At 66.1% G+C, this 19,295-nt stretch carries 18 protein-coding genes; 7 read left to right on the top strand and 11 right to left on the bottom strand.

The annotated features are described in order from the left end of the window. Positions 1 to 13: 13 nt before the first annotated feature. The 3 genes from LDO86_RS09295 to LDO86_RS09305 are packed head-to-tail and all read right to left on the bottom strand — an operon-like array spanning position 14 to position 1,776. Positions 14 to 247, bottom strand: coding sequence for a hypothetical protein (locus LDO86_RS09295; RefSeq protein WP_224084449.1), 234 nt, complete (start codon positions 245 to 247; stop codon positions 14 to 16). Further along, a complete protein-coding gene (bioB, locus tag LDO86_RS09300; RefSeq protein ID WP_224084450.1) occupies positions 244 to 1,296 on the bottom strand; it encodes a biotin synthase BioB in 1,053 nt (350 codons plus the stop codon). Before bioB ends, LDO86_RS09295 begins: the two co-directional genes overlap by 4 nt. A 45-nt stretch (positions 1,297 to 1,341) precedes the next feature. Next, positions 1,342 to 1,776: a hypothetical protein gene (locus LDO86_RS09305; RefSeq protein WP_224084451.1), complete on the bottom strand. Its 435-nt coding sequence runs from the start codon at positions 1,774 to 1,776 to the stop codon at positions 1,342 to 1,344. Positions 1,777 to 2,198: 422 nt separating this feature from the next. Between LDO86_RS09305 and LDO86_RS09310 the strand changes: the two genes are divergently transcribed. Next, on the top strand, positions 2,199 to 2,396 hold the full coding sequence (locus LDO86_RS09310; RefSeq protein WP_156400190.1) for a hypothetical protein: 198 nt from the start codon (positions 2,199 to 2,201) through the stop codon (positions 2,394 to 2,396). Positions 2,397 to 2,405: 9 nt separating this feature from the next. Here the strand turns inward: LDO86_RS09310 and LDO86_RS09315 are convergent, their stop codons facing one another. Then, positions 2,406 to 2,921: a hypothetical protein gene (locus tag LDO86_RS09315; protein WP_018771013.1), complete on the bottom strand. Its 516-nt coding sequence runs from the start codon at positions 2,919 to 2,921 to the stop codon at positions 2,406 to 2,408. Between the two features lie 121 nt (positions 2,922 to 3,042). On the opposite strand from LDO86_RS09315, the gene LDO86_RS09320 reads away from it, so the two are divergent. Continuing rightward, positions 3,043 to 3,795 carry a lytic murein transglycosylase gene (locus LDO86_RS09320; protein ID WP_018771012.1) on the top strand — a complete coding sequence of 251 codons (753 nt, stop codon included), beginning with the start codon at positions 3,043 to 3,045 and terminating at the stop codon, positions 3,793 to 3,795. 75 nt (positions 3,796 to 3,870) lie between these two features. Here the strand turns inward: LDO86_RS09320 and LDO86_RS09325 are convergent, their stop codons facing one another. Both LDO86_RS09325 and LDO86_RS09330 read right to left on the bottom strand, forming a co-directional pair. After that, the gene (locus LDO86_RS09325) at positions 3,871 to 5,037 is read right to left on the bottom strand and encodes a cytochrome P450 (protein ID WP_224084452.1); all 1,167 of its coding nucleotides are present in this window, start codon (positions 5,035 to 5,037) and stop codon (positions 3,871 to 3,873) included. A 201-nt stretch (positions 5,038 to 5,238) separates the two neighbouring features. Beyond that, the gene (locus LDO86_RS09330) at positions 5,239 to 7,311 is read right to left on the bottom strand and encodes an acyltransferase family protein (protein ID WP_018771010.1); all 2,073 of its coding nucleotides are present in this window, start codon (positions 7,309 to 7,311) and stop codon (positions 5,239 to 5,241) included. A 273-nt stretch (positions 7,312 to 7,584) separates the two neighbouring features. On the opposite strand from LDO86_RS09330, the gene LDO86_RS09335 reads away from it, so the two are divergent. From LDO86_RS09335 to LDO86_RS09350, 4 genes are all read left to right on the top strand, one after another. After that, the gene (locus LDO86_RS09335; RefSeq protein ID WP_018771009.1) at positions 7,585 to 8,160 is read left to right on the top strand and encodes a hypothetical protein; all 576 of its coding nucleotides are present in this window, start codon (positions 7,585 to 7,587) and stop codon (positions 8,158 to 8,160) included. Between the two features lie 43 nt (positions 8,161 to 8,203). Beyond that, complete coding sequence (locus LDO86_RS09340) at positions 8,204 to 10,339, top strand: bifunctional polysaccharide deacetylase/glycosyltransferase family 2 protein (RefSeq protein WP_196804780.1); 2,136 nt, start codon at positions 8,204 to 8,206, stop codon at positions 10,337 to 10,339. A gap of 98 nt (positions 10,340 to 10,437) precedes the next feature. Next, complete coding sequence (locus LDO86_RS09345; RefSeq protein ID WP_018771007.1) at positions 10,438 to 11,331, top strand: SMP-30/gluconolactonase/LRE family protein; 894 nt, start codon at positions 10,438 to 10,440, stop codon at positions 11,329 to 11,331. A 15-nt stretch (positions 11,332 to 11,346) separates the two neighbouring features. Further along, positions 11,347 to 12,378: an aldo/keto reductase gene (locus LDO86_RS09350; RefSeq protein WP_018771006.1), complete on the top strand. Its 1,032-nt coding sequence runs from the start codon at positions 11,347 to 11,349 to the stop codon at positions 12,376 to 12,378. A 31-nt stretch (positions 12,379 to 12,409) separates the two neighbouring features. On the opposite strand, the gene LDO86_RS09355 is transcribed toward LDO86_RS09350, so the two are convergent. The 5 genes from LDO86_RS09355 to LDO86_RS09375 form a co-directional block, all read right to left on the bottom strand. Next, a complete protein-coding gene (locus LDO86_RS09355) occupies positions 12,410 to 12,652 on the bottom strand; it encodes a hypothetical protein (RefSeq protein ID WP_018771005.1) in 243 nt (80 codons plus the stop codon). An 8-nt stretch (positions 12,653 to 12,660) separates the two neighbouring features. After that, a complete protein-coding gene (locus LDO86_RS09360) occupies positions 12,661 to 14,094 on the bottom strand; it encodes a flotillin family protein (RefSeq protein WP_018771004.1) in 1,434 nt (477 codons plus the stop codon). A 266-nt stretch (positions 14,095 to 14,360) separates the two neighbouring features. Next, on the bottom strand, positions 14,361 to 14,660 hold the full coding sequence (locus tag LDO86_RS09365; RefSeq protein ID WP_043425306.1) for a hypothetical protein: 300 nt from the start codon (positions 14,658 to 14,660) through the stop codon (positions 14,361 to 14,363). A gap of 127 nt (positions 14,661 to 14,787) precedes the next feature. After that, on the bottom strand, positions 14,788 to 15,594 hold the full coding sequence (locus LDO86_RS09370; protein WP_231377450.1) for an SDR family oxidoreductase: 807 nt from the start codon (positions 15,592 to 15,594) through the stop codon (positions 14,788 to 14,790). 66 nt (positions 15,595 to 15,660) lie between these two features. Next, a complete protein-coding gene (locus tag LDO86_RS09375; protein ID WP_051081426.1) occupies positions 15,661 to 18,261 on the bottom strand; it encodes an excinuclease ABC subunit UvrA in 2,601 nt (866 codons plus the stop codon). Positions 18,262 to 18,445: 184 nt separating this feature from the next. Here LDO86_RS09375 and LDO86_RS09380 point away from each other — a divergent pair, with 184 nt between their 5' ends. Continuing rightward, positions 18,446 to 19,270: a DUF1206 domain-containing protein gene (locus LDO86_RS09380; protein WP_018771000.1), complete on the top strand. Its 825-nt coding sequence runs from the start codon at positions 18,446 to 18,448 to the stop codon at positions 19,268 to 19,270. Positions 19,271 to 19,295 lie beyond the last annotated feature (25 nt).

The following is a 19,295-nucleotide window of genomic DNA, read 5'->3' on the forward strand; positions in this document are numbered from 1 at the left end:
CGAAGCCCCCGGCTCAGGCCACCACCACGCCGTGCCGGGAACACTCCGCTGTCCAGCCAAGCGGCGTCACCTGTACTTTCATCCGGCGCCCGCAGGCGGCGCAGTACCGCGGCGGTTCCATTGCCATGCGTTCGCCGCAGCGTTGGTGGGCGTTCGACGGCGGGTGGTTGCCGCCGTCGAACGCCTTGCCGCAGTGCCCGCAAAAGTTCCCGGCGGCCGAATGCATGGAGGGAAAAGCTCTCTTCACAGCGTTTTCTGAAGTTCCTTGATGGGCATGTTGAGGTCCACGAGCAGGTTCAGGTCTGCGGTGGCAGGGCGGCCGAGGGTGGTGAGGTAGTTGCCCACGATGACGGCGTTGATGCCCCCGAGCAGGCCATCGCGGGTGCCGAGGTCGCCGAGGGTGAGTTCGCGGCCGCCGGCGTACCGAAGAACGGTGCGGGGCATGGCCAGGCGGAAGGCGGCGATGGCGCGGAGGGCGTCCTTGCCGTCCATGATGCCTTGGTTCTCCAGCGGGGTTCCAGGCCGGGGATTGAGGAAGTTGAGCGGCACTTCGTGGGGTTCCAGGGCTGCGAGCTGGGCGGCCAGTTCAGCCCTCTGCTCCAGGCTTTCACCCATTCCGATAAGGGCGCCGCAGCACAGTTCCATGCCGGCGTCCTTGACCATGGCGCAGGTCTGCAGCCGTTCCTCATAGGTGTGGGTGGTGACGACTTCGGGGAAGTAGCTGCGTGCCGTTTCCAGGTTGTGGTTGTAGCGGTGCACCCCCCACTCCTTGAGCTGGTCCACTTGGCGCTGCGTCAGCATGCCCAGCGAGCAGGCGATGTTGATGTCCACTTCCTGGGTGATGCGGTCGATGGCGAACTTGATCTGGTTCATCAACTTGATGTCGGGCCCCCGGACGGCAGCGACGATGCAGAACTCCGTGGCCCCGGTGGCGGCTGTCTCCTTGGCGGCCTTGACCAGTTCCGGGATATCCAGCCACACGCCACGGACGGGGGAGTCAAAGAGACCGGACTGGCTGCAGAAATGGCAGTCCTCCGGGCAGCCGCCGGTCTTGATGGAGATAATGCCCTCTACCTCCACTTCCTCCCCGCAGTGGCGGAGCCGTACCTGGTGGGCCAATTCAAGGGCGCTTGGAAGTGCCTCATCCGGGAGCCGGAGGACCTCTTCGAGCTGGGCCTGGTTCAGGCCGATGCCGTCCCCGAGAACCTGCCGGCCGGCGGTTTCCAGGATTGCGCAGCCTCCGCCCGCGGTGGTCCCGGTGCTGCCGGCGCTGGGAAGGTTTGCCTGGATGGTCATTAATTGGTCCTTTGCGTCTACATGGAATATGCCTCACAGCAGACGCTAGTTCTCCCTGGGCGACTCGATTTTGGAGGAGTCCAACAAAGAATCCGGTGACGGGCCCAACGATGACGCGCCGGGACCGGTGACACGTACTCCGCCCACCGCCCCTGTCCACGGCGTATCGCCCGGAACGGGCAGCACCAGATGCGCAAAAACGTACCCCTGCTCAAGTGGGAGGACCCTGGACGTGGCCCCTGCGCACTTCAGGCACAGCGCCACCGGCTGAAAGGGGGCGCCGGGATGCTCCTGCCCCACGGAGACCACAGCGCCGGAACCACCCACGCAGGCTACGGTGACGGTGTACAGCCCAGCCGCCGGCACCTTCGCCATCGTGCCAAACCCCCTGACGGGGCCATCCAGGGGTCCCTCCTCGAAAAGGAGCGCAGGCCCGGGTACTGCCTTAAGAAGCCGGTCCAGCTCAGCATAGTTTCCCACCTCGCGCTCCAGGACGAGCGGGGTCAACGTAGGGGGCAGGGGAATCAGCGACTGGGGACGGGCTCGCCATGGGACTCTGCACAGTCTCTTTGTACCCATACGCGCAGCCGGCGGTTCCCCAGGCCACAGTCGGCAAGCAAAGGGTGAAAGCAAGACCACGCTGCCTGTCCTTCATTCCCACCTTTCCATGGTCGCCATGCCCGCGGTTCAAGGCAATGGTCCGGTCACTGGCAGCACCTTCGCGGCGGGAGGCCGTGGGGGTTCTTGGTCGACAGCCGACAATGAAGCCAAGCTCAAGATTGAAACAATAAATCCCTGTAGTGGACAAAATATCTTCCCCGTGGCCGCAGGGCTTCCTAAAGTGGCCGTACAGCTACGACTTGGGGGACAGTCCCCCAATTGACCAGGCCAAGGGGGGCCGCATGAGCACAAGCAATCCGCCGGCCGCCAAGGACGAACATACGGTGACGCGGCCGGTGCCCGCTCCACCTGTGGGGCCCTTGGCAAGACCCGGCACGGTTCAACAGACCTCGCGTTCCAGCAGGCGGGAACATGAGGTACAGCGCCTGATCCGCGACCTTGCCGTCCTTGCAGACAACCATCGCGCGCAGGTTTCGTAAACCGCCTGCTTAGCTCCCGGAACCTGTTCCGGTCCTGTGGAGGATGTCATCCACCACGCTCTGGAGTGGTGCAGTAGCGTCGATCGCAATGGCACCGGACGGGATTTCTTCCCGTGTTCCGTGAAGGCGTTCTATGAGCTTCCGTTCAGCCTGGCGCCCTCCCCACTCGTCCTTTGGGCGCGCATCAAGCCGCCGGCGAAGCGTTTCGAGGTCCACCTCAAGAACGAACACCGCGTCAAAAAGCTCAATGAACTTTGAGAGATTCCTGGATCCGCCGCAGAAGAACGTCACCGCCTCCCGCCGGTCTTCGGTGAGGGCCTTCACGTCGTCCACCCTCCAGAGATGGTGATGGTGCACGGAGACGCCGGTGATGCCGGCGAGTGGTTCACCGGTCTCAGGATCGCCTTGATAGGCCAGTTCGCGGTCACCGTTGATTGCGTGATAACCGCGCCGGCGCAACTCGTCGCAGACAGCGGTCTTGCCGGTTCCCGAGCCGCCTTCGATGAGGTAGTTCTTCCTGCCCATGCCTGATGGTACCGATACTGCGTGCTGAAGAAGATGGATCCGACGATGTTCCCGGGCGCTGCATGGTGGGTTGGGAACCGGCTCGTCATTCAGCCCTCGCGGTTGATGGTTTGATTAGTCAGTGCTCCGTGTAAAACGCTTTGTTGTTTTCAGCCTGTTTGTCGTTTGCATCAGCACTGCTGTCTCCTTCTGGCTCATCCGGCAGCCAGGCGCGGACGCCCGGGTGGCCTTTTCCGCACCGCCGCGGGCAGGGGCAACTTTCGCACTCGGCCCCGCCGGCATCGACACCGCCGTCAACGTAACACGCAGCCCGGACGCCCAGTGGCTGCTGGAGGCTTCCACCCAGACCGGTATCCCTGCCCGGGCCCTGCGGGCCTACGTTGGTGCCGCCGCCACCGCCAATGACGCCACCCCGATGTGTCGAATCGGCTGGAATACTCTGGCTGCTGTCGGCTTCGTCGAATCAGCCCATGGAACCTATGGCGGCGGCCGCCTGGACAGCAACGGCCATGCGAGCGGGCCCATCGTGGGACCAAGCCTTAACGGCGATGGATTCGCCGCCATCGCGGATACGGATGGCGGCGCCCTTGACGACGACGCCCGGTGGGACCACGCGGTGGGGCCGATGCAGTTCATTCCCTCCACGTGGCGGCTTGCAGGAAGGGACGGGAACGGGGACGGAACAGCGGACCCGTCCAACATCGACGACGCCGCCCTCAGCGCGGCCACATATTTGTGCGCCCACGGCCGGGACCTCACAACCCCGCAGGGGTGGGCAGACGCCATCCACTCCTACAACCAGTCCGATGCCTACATCCGTCAGGTGCGGGCCCAGGCGACCGCTTACGCCGCAGAAACGGGCACCCCCGAATGATGCCGGGCGGCTGGCGGTCGCAGTGCCGGCTTCAGGTGCATACGGGGTCTCCCCGTGGACTCGGCCGTCCGTGCGTCAGGCAGGCTGCCACCTGACGGGAAGTGCCTTCAGTCCGTAAACGATGGTGCTTTCCATCCGCTCCAGTTGCGCTTCATGAGCCAAGGAGAGCCCAGGCAAGCGGGCCAGCAGTGCCTCCAGCGCAATCCTGGCCTCCAGCCGGGCAAGAAGCGCGCCGAGGCAAAAGTGGATGCCGTGGCCGAACGCCAGATGACGGTTGGGGTTGCGGTCAATGTCGAACTCCGCCGGCCGCTCGAATTGCTGCCCGTCGCGGTTGGCGGACCCGATCCAGGCAACAACCGGTGCCCCGGCCGGGATTCGCTGATCGCCCAAAATCGTCTCGGCCACCGTCACCCGGTACATGGACTGGACCGGCGACCGGAACCGCAGTACCTCTTCGAGGGTTTGGGGAAGCAGGGCCGGCTCCTTAAGGACACGCTCGAGAGAGCCCGGCGACTCAGACAAACATAGAACGGCGTTGCCGATCAGGTTGGTGGTGGTCTCATTGCCGGCGACGAGCAGCAGGCTGCAGAAGCCGAGCAGTTCAGGGACCGTGAGCTTTTGGCCGTCAATCTCGGCAGACAGCAGGCTGCTGATCAGGTCCCTGCCGGGGCGGCTCCTGCGTTGGTCGATGAGGGCCAGGAAGTATTCGATCATCTCTGAGGCGGTTGCGTCCTGCCCGTCGCTGGCCGGGCCAGTGCGGGTTTGGCTGACAATCACGTCGGACCATTGCTTGAAACGCTCGCGGTCCTCCGCCGGGATGCCCATGAGCTCGGAAATCACGATGACCGGCAGCGGGTACGCCAATTCCTTGATCAGGTCGCCGCTCCCGCGGGCCGCGATCCCCTCCAGGAGTTCGTCCGTGAGGTCGGCGATACGTGGCGCCAGCGCGTCAACGGCCTTTGGCGTGAAAGCCTGTGTCACCAGGGAGCGCAGCTGCCGGTGCCTCGGGGGATCGGCGGTGATGAGGCTTGAGGCGAAGAGCTGGCCGGAGCCGGACGGATTTTCACCGCCCATGCGGGATGAGAACGTAGCGTGCTCGGACAGCACCCGCTGAACATCGTCATACCGGAACACGTGCCAGCTCCCCGATTGGCCGTCCTGGAAGACAGGAGCGGCTGCACGCATTTGTTCGTAGTGGGGAAAGGGATCGAGCGGATATTCAGCAGCCTGTGTGACGTCCATGGTGGCCTCTCTGCCTCCTTGGCGCTCCCGGGGGCACGGCGGGCGCCAAGGCCTCAAACGACTGAGCGTGGAACCTTGATCCTAACCAAAGCCTGCGCCTGGGTCATCAGTCCCGCCGTCGAAATCCCTGGCCGCTATTGAAGTCTGGCTGGCAGCGGGCCCCGCCGCCGTCTGTGGGATTGCCGGAACCGCAACAGACACCTACCCCAGGCGTAAGGCGACGGCGAGGTCCGGTCCCAGTGACTTCGCGAAGGTATTGGTCATGTGGTTGTCCCGATAGACCAAGACGTTCCCGATGACAGCCGGGCAAAGGCCGTCCCGGCAAAAGAGCCTGGAGAGGTCAACAATTTCAATGCCTCCAACCCGGCGGGCCGCCCCAACAAGCGCGTCATCCCCGCCCGCAAGGGCCTCCGAGGCAGGCGTGGCGCAAGCGCCGTGGTCGGCATACTTTTGAATGCATTCCACCGGGTTGCCCTGTGGATACGGCAGGTCCGCGACGACCGCGACCCGCAGTCCCGCAGCACGCAGCCGGGAAAGGGTCTGAACATAACCCTCGACAAGCGGGGCATCCGGCGCCCAGGACCACCCAAGAGCCTTTTTATAACCGGACTCGCGCATCCCGGCAACCAGGACGAGGTCCGGTCTTCCTGCCGCGATTCTTTCGGCTGTTATGGAATTTTGGTTCGAACAGTTGGCGTAGAGGGTGGTCTCGGACCGCGGCGGAGTCAAGGCAAACGGGCAGCCGTTCCGCACCAGGGCGTGGATTCTCAGCGGGATCTTCCGGGATACGGCAATGAGGGGGTCAACAAACTGGCCGGCGTGTGAATCCCCGACAACCACAACAACAGGCGCATCCTGCTGTGCCACCGAACCGAACCAGCAATCAGTGTCAGGCACCACGGCGGGGTCGTAAACGCCGCAGGCCCCGGCGCTGGTGGCAGGTACATCCTGCATGGCGACCGAGGGATCAGGGCGGATGGGGAGGCCGGCAGGTACCGGCGCGGGGCGGGTGGACCAAGCCTGGGCGCCGGGGTAATCGTGGTCCGACAGTTCGGTCGACAGTTGTGCGCGCTTAATCTCAATTACCTGCCACGGCGCCCACGCTGCAACGGACACCACCATCGCGCCGCACAGCGCCATCGCGTAAGTCCGGCGGTAAACGCTCCAGCCAGCATGCCCTGAGCGGTGCCGGAAGCGCTGTTCCACCAGGTGGTAGGAGGCTACGGCGAGGACAAGACTGAGCAGGGCGAGGAGCAGCGCTTCCCTGATGCGTGGCGTGCGGCCCAACAGCGCGACAGCGAAAACGATGACGGGCCAGTGCCACAGATACAGGGAATACGACACGTCTCCGACGAGCGTCATGGGCCGGATGGCAAGGAACCTGGAAGCGGACCACGGAACGGCTGCTGCTGGAGGGCCAGTGCGCAAGAGGATGGCGGTCCCGAGTACTGGGATGCCGGCGATGCTGCCGGGGAAGGCAATATCAGTACTGAAGAGAAAAGCGGGGACGACGATGGCAGAGACGCCCAGCCACCCGCTGACCGCTGCAAGCCGGCCGGACGGTTTCGGCAGTGCCGGCAGGAGAGCGGCGAGCCCGCCGACGGCGAGTTCCCAGATCCTCGTCGTCGTGGCAAAGTACGCGAGGGTGTGTTCATGGCCGCTCAGGTAGATGCTGTAGACGAACGACGCCAGGGCAGTCACGGACAACGCCGGGACGATGAAGCGGCCGGGCGGCTTGCCTGTGGCGAGCGCCGCGGAGATCAGGCCAAGGAAGAAGAACGGGATGACGAGGTAGAACTGCTCCTCGACGGCAAGGGACCAGAAGTGCTGAAGGGGAGACACTTCCTGCGTTGCGCCGGCGTATGAGACTGCGGACAGGGCCTGATGCCAGTTTTGTACCTGGAGCAGCGAGAACAGGACATCGGAGGAGATGTTCTGCCAGCGGCTTTGGGCAAGCAGCAGCATTGCCCCGGCCAGGACTGCAACCAAAACAACGGCCGACGCCGGAAAGAGGCGGCGGATGCGCCGTGCGTAGAACTCGGGAACGGAGATTGACGCGTTCTTTGACGCTTCCCTGGCAAGGGAGCCGATGATGAGGAAGCCCGAGACGACGAAGAACACGTCGACTCCTACGAACCCGCCCGGGAGGGCTTCAGGCCGAAGATGGTAGATGACGACGATCCCAACGGCCAGTGCGCGGAGGCCCTGGATGTCCCGTCTGGCCCCGGAGCCGTTGGTGCCGTGCGCCCGGACCTTAGCCGCGGCATGCCTCATTGCTTCCCCTTGTATTCTGCTGTCAACCTCCGCCCTTTAGCGGGTATCGAGGCGAGTGGGACTCGCCGAGAGGGGATTCTATCCGACACCAATGCCATGGTTGTGGCACTCGAACGCCGTTTTCGTTTTGACCGGCCAAAGTGGTGCCCGCCTTTGCCGGCGCCGGGGTGGAATGGTGACGGCCCGCCCCTGGATTTCCACCCCGCCGTTGGCCAGGGGCCGGGGGCCCGGGTTTTGTGGTAGCCAATCCGGGTCCCCTAAGGTTGATGCTCGATGAAAGCCCCTGAGAAGACTTCCGATCAGCTGCCCGCAGGTTCCCCGCGCGGACCCGTTTTTGTTGATGCCTCAGGACGGCGCCTCCGGCGGGTCCAGCTGATTGGCCTGGGGGTTCTCGGGCTGGTGGCCGGATACGTCGTCCTGGTGCTTGCCGCGTTCATTGGCGGCTCCGGGGTCTCCGCGCCCTTCCTGCCCCTGCCCGCCGCGGCAGGCCCCCACGACCAGCCGTCAATTCCGCCGTCTTCACCAGCGGCTGATTCCCACACTGCCGCAGCCTTGTCCGGCCCCGCCGCTCCGCCCGTTGAGCAGTCCCCGGCGGCAGTGCCGGTGGCCCTGGCCGCCGCACCGGCCGCACCCCCGGTGGGCGGTACCGCCGTCGCGACTTCCGCCCCTGTTTCTGCTCCGGTTCCTGCTGCGTCCACTCAACCCGGACTGAGCGGGACGGCTCCCGGTGCCGCTGGAACCGCCCCCGGCTCCAGCGGGACGGCCCCGGGTACCAGCGGTGTTGCGCCGGGGTCCAGCGGTGTTGCGCCGGGCCAGGCAACGCGGCCGTCGGCCCCTTCCCGCCAGTAACATGACCCTCCGGAACAAGGGCACCAGAAATGCAAAGAGCAATGTGCCCGCGAATGTCAGGGCCCATTGGTTCGTCCTCCTGGCCACCTTGATGGCGCTGGGGCTGGCTTTGGCGGTGCAGGGATACCTGCACCACCTGGGCGGTGCCGGCGTGGACCAGGTGCCCGTGAACCAGGCATCCGGGAATGTCCCGGATGCCGTTTCCCACGGTGGCCCGGTGCTGGATTCCCGTGGCGGGACCGTAACGTCCGTCAGGCCGCCGGACCGGACGGTCGCCCTGACGTTCGACGACGGCCCGGACCCCGTGTGGACGCCCCGCATCCTCGACGTCCTTCGGGAACACCATGTCCATGCAACCTTCTTCGTTGTGGGCTCCGCTGCAGTGGACCACCCTGAACTTCTACGCCGCATCGTGGCCGAAGGCCATGAAGTAGGCGTCCACACGCTGACGCACACAGACCTCGGCGCAGCTCCAGATTGGCGCCGGGAACTGGAGGTGCAGGGCGGACAGGACGCGATTGTGGGGATCACCGGCCAGGCAGCCTCCCTGCTGCGGCCGCCCTACACCTCAGGCAACGAGGCCGTTACGGACAGCATGTGGTCCGCTCTGCGGGGGCTGGCGGATGACGGATACCTCACCGTGCTGAGCAGCATGGACAGCAAGGACTGGCAAATGCCGGGCGCCGGAGCGATCGAGGACAATCTCGCGCCGTCCGGGCCGCAGGGGCAGGTGGTTCTCATGCATGACGGGGGCGGTGACAGGGAACAGACCGTCGCCGCGCTGGACTCCGCCCTCTCACGTTTCTCCGGGCAGGGGTACCGCGTCACCACGGTGGGGGATGCGGTGGGCGTTGACAGCATGCGCCCCGCCTCCGGCATGGAACAGATTCGCGGCTCTGCGTTCGTGTGGGGCATCCGCCTCAGTGACTTCGTTGTCACCGCCATCTCCTGGGGACTCGTTGCCGCTGGTGCCGTGACTCTTGTGCGCGCCGTCCTGGTGATGTTCTTCGCTGCCCGCCATAGCCGCGCAGCGCGGCGCCTCCCCAGGGCTGGGCGCGGCAGGCGCCGCATCGACGTGAGGGTGGGGCCGGCGGTTACCGAACCGGCCACGGTGGTTGTCCCCGCCTACAACGAGTCCGCAGGAATCGAAGCCGCGGTCCGGTCCATCCTTGCCTCCACGCATCCGGTGGAAGTCATCGTGGTGGACGACGGCTCAATCGACGGCACGGCCGACATCGTGGAGGCTCTCGGCCTGCCCGGCGTAACCGTCATCCGCAAGGAGAACGGCGGCAAACCTTCCGCCCTTAACGCCGGGATCCATGCGGCGAGCCACGATCTTGTTGTCATGGTGGACGGTGACACCGTCTTCGAACCGGATACGGTCCGCGCCCTCATCCAGCCCTTCGCAGACCCCCGCGTGGGGGCGATTTCCGGCAACACCAAGGTGGCCAACCGGGGAGGCATCCTGGGTGCGTGGCAGCACATCGAGTATGTCGTCGGGTTCAACCTCGACCGCAGGCTGTTCGACGTCGCCGAATGCATGCCCACCGTTCCCGGGGCAATTGGAGCCTTCCGGATCGAGGCCCTCCGCAACGTCGGCGGTGTCAGCGATGACACGCTCGCCGAGGACACCGACCTGACCATGGCGCTGTGCCGGGACGGCTGGCGCGTGGTGTACCAGGAGGACGCCAGGGCCTGGACGGAGGCGCCCGCAACCATCGGCGCCCTGTGGCGCCAGCGGTACCGCTGGTGCTACGGCACCCTCCAGGCAATGTGGAAGCACCGGGGGGCTGTGCTGCAAAAAGGGCCGGCCGGAAAGCTCGGCCGCCGCGGACTCGGCTACCTGTTTGTCCTCCAGGTACTGCTTCCCCTCTTCGCGCCCGTCGTCGATGTTTTTGCCCTGTACGGCCTGATCTTCCTTGACCCGTTGCGGATCGGGCTGCTGTGGCTCGTCTTCCTGGCGGTCCAGTTGCTTATGGCTGCTTACGCGTTCCGGCTCGACAGGGAACGGCCGGGCCCGCTCTGGACGCTTCCCCTGCAGCAGTTCGTCTACCGGCAGCTTATGTACCTGGTGGTCATCCAGGCTGTTGTCACAGCAGTGGCCGGAGTGCACCTTCGCTGGCACCGGATGGAAAGGTACGGCAGCCTGCGCGTCCCGCAGACCCAGGGCCGGGGCTAGGGTAAGTTCGGGCCTGTGGATCCGTGCCCCCGGACCAGGGCGCCGTCCACCTTGCCGGCCAACTCGGCGGCAGGTACCTGGAATGCAAAGGAGCTCCATTGGCTGACGAACTAACCACGGGCCGGCTTGAGTGCCTTTTCACGGGTTCGGTCTGGTCAGAGGGCCCCGTGTGGGTGCCGTCGTCGAAAACCGTTCGGTGGAGCGACATCCCTAACGACCGCATCCTTGAGTTCAACCCCGCCACCGGGACCACCCGGGACTACGCGGTGGGCGTTGAGTTCACCAACGGCCGCACCCTCGACGCCGACGGCAGCGTGGTGCAGTGCAGCCACGGCCGGCGCCGGGTGGAGCGCGACCGCGAAGGCACGGTGACGGGCCTGGTGGATTCCTTCGAGGGCCACCGGCTGAACTCACCCAATGACGTGGTCATCGCCCGCGATGGAAGCATCTGGTTCACTGACCCGCCCTACGGCATCCTTCCGGGCACCAAAGAAGGTCACGAGGGCGAGCAGGAATATGGGGGCTGCCACGTCTTCCGCTTTGAGCCGGCCGCCGGAACACTGACCGCCGTCGTCACCGACCTGGTGCACCCCAACGGGCTCGCCTTCTCGCCTGACGAGTCGGTCCTCTATGTCGCGGATACGGCCGGTTCCCGCTACGGCGTTCCGCTGCGCATCGCTGCCTACAGCGTGCATGAGGGGCACCGCCTCGCCAGGACGGGCACGCTCGAACTTGAAGACGGGTATCCGGCCGACGGACTGAGGGTCGACGTCCTAGGAAGGATCTGGACCTCCGCCGGCCCATCCGTAAGGATCTACTCACCGTCCTTCCAACTCCTGGACACCGTCACAGTGCCCGAGACCGTCTCGAACCTGTGCTTTGGCGGTTCCGACGGCCAGGACCTCTACATCACCGCAACCACAAGCCTGTACCGGATCCGTACCACGACCAGGGACGCGGCCTCCCGCCACTTTCCGCCCCACAACCACTGATCACGAGGACAAACCATGCAGCACCGAACCCTTGGCCACAGCGGCGCCGTTGTCACCAGCTACGCACTGGGCACCATGACCTTCGGCGCGGAGGCGACGGAGGAGACATCCCATGCCATCCTGGACAGCTATTTCGAAGCGGGCGGCAACTTCATCGACACCGCCGACGTCTACAGCGCCGGAGTGTCGGAAGAAGTCATCGGCCGCTGGCTCGCCAACCGCCCCGACGTGAGGGACAGGGCGGTGATCGCCACCAAGGGGCGCTTTCCCATGGGGACGGCGCCCAACGACGTCGGGACCTCACGGCGGCGCCTGACGCGCGCCCTTGATGATTCCCTCCGCCGCCTGGGCGTGGAACAGATCGACCTCTACCAGCTGCACGCCTGGGATCCGATCACCCCGCTGGAGGAGACCCTCCGCTTCCTGGACGACGCCGTGACCCGCGGCAAAATTGCCTACTACGGCTTCTCGAACTTCCTGGGCTGGCAACTGACCAAGGCTGTGCACGTTGCACGCAACCACGGATGGAACCCGCCCGTCAGTTTGCAGCCCCAGTACAGCCTGTTGGTCCGCGATATCGAATTCGAGATCGTCCCGGCAGCCCTTGACGCAGGAATCGGACTGCTGCCGTGGTCGCCCCTGGGCGGCGGCTGGCTGTCCGGCAAGTACAAGCGCGACCAGCACCCCTCCGGTGCAACCCGCCTCGGCGAAAACCCCGAACGCGGCATGGAGGCCTGGAAGGCGCGCAACGAGAACCCAAGAACGTGGGCTGTCATCGACGCTGTCCAGGACATCGCCGACGCCCATGGCGTGACCCCGTCCCAGGTGGCCCTGGCCTGGCTGGCGGACCGCCCGGCTGTCACATCGGTGATCCTGGGGGCGCGGACCACGGAGCAGCTCGCTGACAACCTCGCCGCCGCCGACCTTCAGCTCAGCGCCGGTGAAGTGGACCGGCTCACCAAGGCCAGCCGGCCCGAGGCAGGCGTATATCCCTATGGCCCCATGGCTGAGGAACAGCGCAGCCGCAAAATGGAGGGCGGGCGGTAGCCTGACCGCGAAGGCAGGACGGCGGAAGCGACTACCCGCCGTGCCTTAACACGTCCGGCAGTTCGTCCACATACACCGTTTGCGGCGGCTCGTAGTAGATCACCAGCACCTCGCTGCCCACCGGGAAGTCGCTGGTTTTGTCGAACGGGTGGGCGTGGAACGCCATGATGCCGCCGAGGTAGGGCAGCATGACTTCCCCGATGGTGCCCGGGCCGATGCGCCCGGTCACCCGGCCGATCTTCCCCGTCAGGCTCCGGTCAACGTCCTTGCGCATGGGCGGGCCTATGCACCGGGAGCCTTCGGCGGACGCTTGGTGTCTTCGCCCTTCCGGAGCGCTGATGCGAGGGCAGGCAGGTAGTCGCCCGCCTGTGCCAGGATGCCGCCCAGCATCTTGTTGACGCCTTCGCCGCCGTTGAGGACGGTCATGTTGCCTACGTGGGAGAAGGGCTCGGCTGCAGCGGCGATGATGGCGGGCATGTTCTCGGCAAGCTGCTGGGAGATGACGGCGTCCTGGTTGGTGCCCAGCGCTTCGGCCCGGGCCTTGATGCCGTCCGCTTCGGCCAGCGCCTTGGCCTTGATGGCGGACGCCGCGGCGTCGCCTTTGGCCCTGGTGGCGGCGGCTTCAGCCTCGCCGGTGACCTTGGTTGCTCCGGCTGCGGCGGCAGCTGCGGTGGCATTTGCCTGGGCCTGGAGTTCCGTGCGCCGCGCGTTCGCCTGCGCCTCGAGCTCGGTGCGGCGTGCCAGCGCCTCGGCGGCGCTGATGTCCGCCGCCTTCTGGCCTTCAGCATCGGTGCGTTTGGCGTAGGCCTTCGCATCAGCGGGTTTGCGGACACTGGTCTGCAGCTTCTGCTCCTCACGGTCCGCCTCAAGCTTGGCAACTTCGGTTTCCTGGACCACCACCTGCTGCCGGGCCGTGGCCTCTGCGAGTGGCCCGGCCTGGGCTGCGTTCGCCCTGGCGCGTTCCGCGTTGGCCTGCGCCACGGACTGCCGGATTGCCGAAACGCTCTGCGCGTCCGCGATCAGGGCCGCAGCCTCCGCCTCCTTCTCCGCCGCTTCCCGGTTGCGGGTGGCCTCGGCAATCCGGGCCTCCATCTTTACCTGCGCAATATGCGGCTTGGCGATGTTCTGGATGTAGCCGGTTGGGTCCTGCAGGTCCTTGATCTGCAGCGAGTCCACCACCAGGCCCAGCTTCTCCATCTCCACTCCGCTGGCGCTGCGGACCTGGGACCCAAGCTTGTCCCGCTCGCGGATGATCTCCTCCATGGTCATGCTGCCGATAATGGAGCGGAGGTGGCCCTCAAAGACGTTGTAGACCTGGCTTTCCATTTTGGGTTGCTGGCCCAGGAAACGGCGGGCCGCATTTGCAATGAACGGCGGTGCGTCACCTATTTTGTAAATGACGACGCCCTCCACAATGACCTGGATACCCTGTGACGTCACGCAGGAAACCTTGAGCTCGGTTTCGTTCAGTGTCAGCGACAGGGTCCGCACCGTCTGGAGGCCGGGAAGGACCAGGGCGCCTTTGCCGGTCACAATCTTGAAGTCCATTCCGGCCCGGGTCTCAAGGGTTCCCCGGGTCAGTCCGGAGATGATCAGGGCCTCGTTGGGTTCAGCCACCTTCCACATGAGCTTCGTCGCCACCCAAATGAAGGCAATGGCAACAAGTACGCCCAAAACAGTGGAAATTAACGGGAAGAACGGTGCAAAGTCCGGCATGGCCAGGTCCTTTCAATGCCGCGAAAATCGCTTCACGGTAAAACCCCAATGAATGCAGCCGGCCATTTGTCCGACCTTTCGGAATCTGCGCCTGGCCAGCTGTTGTAGCCAGTCTCGTTGGGCCCCGGTCAAGAGTCCAGAGCCGGGCCGATATTTGCCTGCAGCAACGATGAAGGGCGTACGACGGCGGCGCCTGGCAGATGCCGGAAGGGTGCGGCCAGGCGTCCGGCAGGAGAGTGCCGGTCCGTGGGTGCCGCTGCGACCGGTCAGCGGCGGTTCGGGGACTCCGAACCCGTGGCCAGGAGGGTTCCGACTTCCGCGGACCGGTGGGCCTCGAAGACGAGGTCGGCATTGGCCCGTGTGCTGGAAAGGTACGGTATTGGCAGGCTGGCTCCGCACCCCCGGCAGCGGATTTCGTCGGTCCAGACCCAGTTGTAGGCTGCGTGACGTTCCAGGACGCTTTGCATGGCGGTGGCAACGGCTGTGGTGATGGCATTCGCTGCCGCGGTGACCAGCGCTGCATCCCCGGTGCTGTGGATGGACCCAACCTCAGTGTCGATGCTCATGGTGCCTCTTCCCGCGATCCCGATGGTGCTGTCGAGCATAGTGTGTTCCGCGTCACAAGCCTGTATTGGCAAGGTCTCGGTTCCCTAACGGCGCGCGGGCGCGGAACGGGGAGGGGGAGCGGCCCTGTCACGGCTCCCGGTCTGTGTCCACCACGGTGACCTCCAGGGGCATCCTGTTTGTCCGCCGCAGGCGGCCGGCCAGGATGTTGTGCAGCCCGTGGGTCACCAGCCGCCTCCTGGTCAGGAACCGGTATTCCGCTTTGTCGGACGTCACAAGGTCCAGGATTGGCTGTGCGGCCTGGTCGGCGCTCTGCCCCCACAGGCCAACCACCACCTGCAGTGCCCCGAGACGGTGTTCGTACCCGGCCTGCGACGTGACCTTTCCCAGGAGGGCCGTCTCCACAAGGCCGGGATTCATGCCGTGCACCCGGACCCCCGTACCTTTGGTTTCCAGCCTCAGCGTCTCCGTGAACTGGCGGACCCACCGTTTGCTCGACGCGTAGGCGTTCTGCATCGCCACGGGTCCGCGGTCACCCTGGCCGTAGAGGTTCACCAGGTCACCATGGCCTTGCTCCAGGAACACCGGCAGGGCCGCCCTGGCGCCGTGGAACGTGCCCAGGATGTTGGTCCGCACCACCCGTGTGAAGTCATCCACGGGCGTCGATGCCGTCGGTCCGTAGACCCCTGGCGTGCCGGCGTTGTTGACCCAGATGTCCAGCGTTCCACGGCTGAGGGCCATGTCCCGGAGTGCTTCCACGTCCGCCGGCTCGCCGGTGTCGCAGCGCCTTCCGTCCGCCGCGATGCCTTCCAGGCGCAGACGCCCGACGGCGGCAGCAACGCCGTCGTCCGTTCTGGATGCCAGCACCACCGCCGCGCCATGCAGGCCCAGCACCCGGGCCATGGCAAACCCCAGCCCGCGGCTGGAGCCGGTCACCACCGCCACCCTGCCTTGGAGCACAGTGTGAGGGGGCATGGCCGGCCGGGAACGCATTCCTCCGTCCTACGCCTCTGCGCGGTCCGGGGCAAGGGCGTTGCCCGCTACCGTTCCGTCCCCGGCCTTCCGGTCCCGGAGGGCGGCTGCCAGGTAGGGCGCTGTGCGGCTGTTGGCTGAACGTGCGACGGCGGCGGGGTGGCCGGCGGCGACGAGCTTCCCGCCGGCGTCGCCTCCGGACGGTCCCAGGTCCATTACCCAGTCCGCGGACGCAACCACATCCATGGCGTGTTCCACCACGATCACGGTGTTGCCGGCGTCCACCAGGCGGTTGAGCTGCGCCATCAGGAGTTCGACATCGGCCGGATGCAGTCCCGTGGTGGGCTCGTCCAGCAGGTACAGCGTGTGGCCGCGGCGGGCGCGCTGCAGCTCGGTGGCCAGCTTGATGCGCTGCGCCTCACCCCCGGACAGCTCGGTGGCGGGCTGGCCCAGGCGAAGGTAGCCCAGGCCTACTTCCTGGAGTGTCTGCAGGGACCGCGCGGCGGCGGGAACCCCCACCAGGAAACCGGCGGCGGCATTGACCGTCATTCCCAGCACGTCCGCAATGGTCCTGCCCTGGTAGGTGACCTCCAGGGTTTCGGGGTTGTAGCGCGAGCCGTTGCATTCGGGGCACGGACCGTAGCTGCCGGGGAGGAAGAGCAGCTCCACCGCGACGAAGCCCTCGCCCTGGCATGTTTCACACCGTCCGCCGGCCACGTTGAAGGAAAAACGTCCGGGCCCGAAACCCCGGCTCCTGGCAGCGCCGGTGGCAGCGAACTCCTTGCGGACGGCATCGAAGAGGCCTGTATATGTTGCCAGGTTGGAGCGGGGCGTGCGGCCGATCGGCTTCTGGTCCACCTTTACCGTGCGGTCGATCCGCTCCAGCCCGGACACCCGCCCCACACTGCCCACACCCTCTTCGTCACGGTCCGCGCCGGGCTCGTCACCTGGTTCAAGGTTGTCTTCGCCGGCTTGCCCGGACGTGCCGGCGACGTCCGCCAGGACCTTGCTGACCAGGGTGGACTTTCCCGAGCCGGATACGCCGGTGACGGCTGTCAGGACACCAAGCGGAAAGGCCACGTCCAGGTTCCGCAGGTTGTGCCGGTTGATGCCGCGCAGGTCCAGCCACCCGGAGGGTTTCCGCGGCGCACCCCTGGCGGCGCCGCCGTCGTCCATTGACCCTGCTGAACCGTTTGGGAACAGGAACGGCCGGGTCACCGACCCTGCCACGGCGTCGAGGCCCTCAACGGGCCCGCTGTAGAGCACCTGCCCGCCGTCTTCTCCGGCCCGGGGACCAACATCCACCAGCCAGTCGGCACGCCGGACCACATCCATGTTGTGTTCCACCACGAACACGGAGTTTCCGGACGATTTCAACCGGTCCAGGACAGCCAGGAGCGGTTCGGCGTCGGCGGGGTGCAGGCCGGCCGACGGTTCGTCCAGCACATAGATCACCCCGAACAGCCCGGACCGGAGCTGGGTGGCAATCCGGAGCCGCTGCATCTCGCCCGGCGAGAGCGTTGGCGTGGCCCGGCCCAGCGCCAGGTAGCCCAGGCCAAGATCCAACAGCACGCTGATGCGCTGCAGCAGGTCCCGGGTGATGGCCACGGCCACTTCGTTGGATTCGGATGACTGCTTCCGCGATGCCGTCCCTGCCGTGGCCAGCAGGGTGGTGGGGCGGATGATCTCCGCCAGTTCGGTCATGGGCACGGCATTGAGCCCGGCGATGGTGTGCCCGGCGAAGGTCACCGCAAGGGCCTCGGGCCGAAGCCCCGTTCCGCCGCACCGCGGGCACGGTCCGGTTTCCATGAAGCGCAGCACCTTCTCCCGCATGGCGGGGCTCTTGGAATCGAGCAGTGTGTGCATCACGTAGCTCCGGGCGCTCCAGAACCGGCCCTTGTACGGCTTGGCCACGCGGTCCCGCTGCGGCGTCACTTCCACCACGGGCTGTTCCTCGGTGAACAGGATCCAGTCGCGGTCCTTTTTCGGCAGTTCCCGCCAGGGGGTGTCGACGTCGTAGCCCAGGTGGGCCAGGATGTCCCGCAGGTTCTTGCCCTGCCAGGCGCCGGGCCAGGCGGCGATCGCGCCGTCGCGGATGCTCAGCGACGGATCCGGAACCAGTGATGCCTCAGTGACGGTGTGGGCGGTGCCAAGACCATGGCATTCCGGGCAGGCGCCTGCCGCGGTGTTGGGGGAGAAAGCGTCCGAGTCCAACGGGGGAGCTCCGGCGGGATAGCTGCCGGCGCGGGAGAACAGCATGCGCAGCGAATTGGAGAGCGTGGTGACGGTCCCTGCCGTGGACCGGGAAGTGGCGGTGCCCCGGCGCTGTTGGAGGGCGACGGCGGGCGGCAGCCCGGTGATCTGCTCCACCTTGGGGTTGTGGCCCTGCTGGATGAGCCGGCGGGCATATGGCGCGACGGACTCGAAGAACCGGCGCTGTGCCTCGGCGTAGATCGTGCCAAAGGCCAGGGACGACTTGCCGGAGCCCGATACTCCGGTGAACGCCACAATGGCATCCCGCGGCACATCCACGCTGACGTTGCGCAGGTTGTTCTCCCGGGCGCCCCGCACCCGGACGAAGCCGTCTTCGGCCTGGTCGGCCGTAAAACCCGGGAGGTCCAGCGAGGTCAGTTGCTCAGCGTTCTGTTTGGCATGCACCGCTTCGACTGTAGTGGCCAACCGTGCCTGGCCGGAACTTGAGGGGACCTGTCGGGACAGCGCGGACGGATTTACACTAAAGCATTCCGTGACGCAGGCAGGCGGGGGACGCCGACCGGGGACAGAAGACCAACTACATATTGAGGAAGGGCCGGCCATGGGCAACGCGTCGCAGGGAGCGAACAAGGCAGTATCCGAGGCCGCGTCGGCGAGCCGCAGCCCCGCGGTCCGTATTCTGGCCCGTGCCGGATTTGTCTTCATCGGTTTGGTCCACATCCTGATCGGAGCCATCGCCTTGCAGGTGGACCGGGGCCAGGGTGGTGAAGCCGACCAGTCCGGGGCGATCGGATCCCTGGCTTCCAAGCCCGGCGGCGGCATCCTGCTGTGGGTCGGGGCGGTGGCCTGCGCTGCGCTTGCCCTGTGGATGCTCAGTGAGGCGTTTATTGGGGCGCGCTCCGAGACAGACTCCAAGAAGAAGCTGAAGGCTGCCGCCAGCGCCGGGGGAAAGGCCGTGGTCTTCGGTTTCCTGGCCTTCACCTTCGCCGTCTTCGCCTCCGGGGGCAGCAAGAACTCCAGCCAGTCGGCCAGTGACTTCACGGCAAAGCTCATGGGAGCGCCCGCAGGCGTGGTTCTTGTGATCGCGGTGGGGCTGGCAATCATCGGCGCCGGCGTCTATTACGCCTACCGGGGCATCACCCGGAAGTTCATGAAGGACCTGCAGGACCCGGGCAACGCCCGGACTGCCGTCAAGTGGCTCGGAACAGTCGGTTACGCAGCCAAAGGCGTGGTGCTCGCCGTCGTTGGCGTGCTGATCATCGTGGCGGCCGCAACTGCCGACCCTTCCAAGTCCTCCGGCCTGGACGGCGGGCTGAAGACCCTGGGCTCGCAGCCTTATGGGGTGTTCCTGCTGGGCGCCATCGCCGCAGGGCTCATCTGTTACGGGGTGTACTCCATGGCCCGGGCACGGTACGGAAAGTTCTAGCTTGTGCCCCTGGGCCCCTTCCGGG

Source organism: Arthrobacter sp. StoSoilB19 (genome assembly GCF_019977275.1).
GTDB lineage: Bacteria > Actinomycetota > Actinomycetes > Actinomycetales > Micrococcaceae > Arthrobacter.

Bases quoted from the DNA above. Each gene is read 5' to 3' on its own strand.
- LDO86_RS09335 (WP_018771009.1), top strand. From the start codon at position 7,585: ATGAAAGCCCCTGAGAAGACTTCCGATCAGCTGCCCGCAGGTTCCCCG.
- LDO86_RS09365 (WP_043425306.1), bottom strand. From the start codon at position 14,660: ATGAGCATCGACACTGAGGTTGGGTCCATCCACAGCACCGGGGATGCA.
- bioB (WP_224084450.1), bottom strand. From the start codon at position 1,296: ATGACCATCCAGGCAAACCTTCCCAGCGCCGGCAGCACCGGGACCACC.
- LDO86_RS09310 (WP_156400190.1), top strand. From the start codon at position 2,199: ATGAGCACAAGCAATCCGCCGGCCGCCAAGGACGAACATACGGTGACG.
- LDO86_RS09355 (WP_018771005.1), bottom strand. From the start codon at position 12,652: ATGCGCAAGGACGTTGACCGGAGCCTGACGGGGAAGATCGGCCGGGTG.
- LDO86_RS09325 (WP_224084452.1), bottom strand. From the start codon at position 5,037: ATGGACGTCACACAGGCTGCTGAATATCCGCTCGATCCCTTTCCCCAC.
- LDO86_RS09315 (WP_018771013.1), bottom strand. From the start codon at position 2,921: ATGGGCAGGAAGAACTACCTCATCGAAGGCGGCTCGGGAACCGGCAAG.
- LDO86_RS09330 (WP_018771010.1), bottom strand. From the start codon at position 7,311: ATGAGGCATGCCGCGGCTAAGGTCCGGGCGCACGGCACCAACGGCTCC.
- LDO86_RS09350 (WP_018771006.1), top strand. From the start codon at position 11,347: ATGCAGCACCGAACCCTTGGCCACAGCGGCGCCGTTGTCACCAGCTAC.
- LDO86_RS09380 (WP_018771000.1), top strand. From the start codon at position 18,446: ATGGGCAACGCGTCGCAGGGAGCGAACAAGGCAGTATCCGAGGCCGCG.
- LDO86_RS09360 (WP_018771004.1), bottom strand. From the start codon at position 14,094: ATGCCGGACTTTGCACCGTTCTTCCCGTTAATTTCCACTGTTTTGGGC.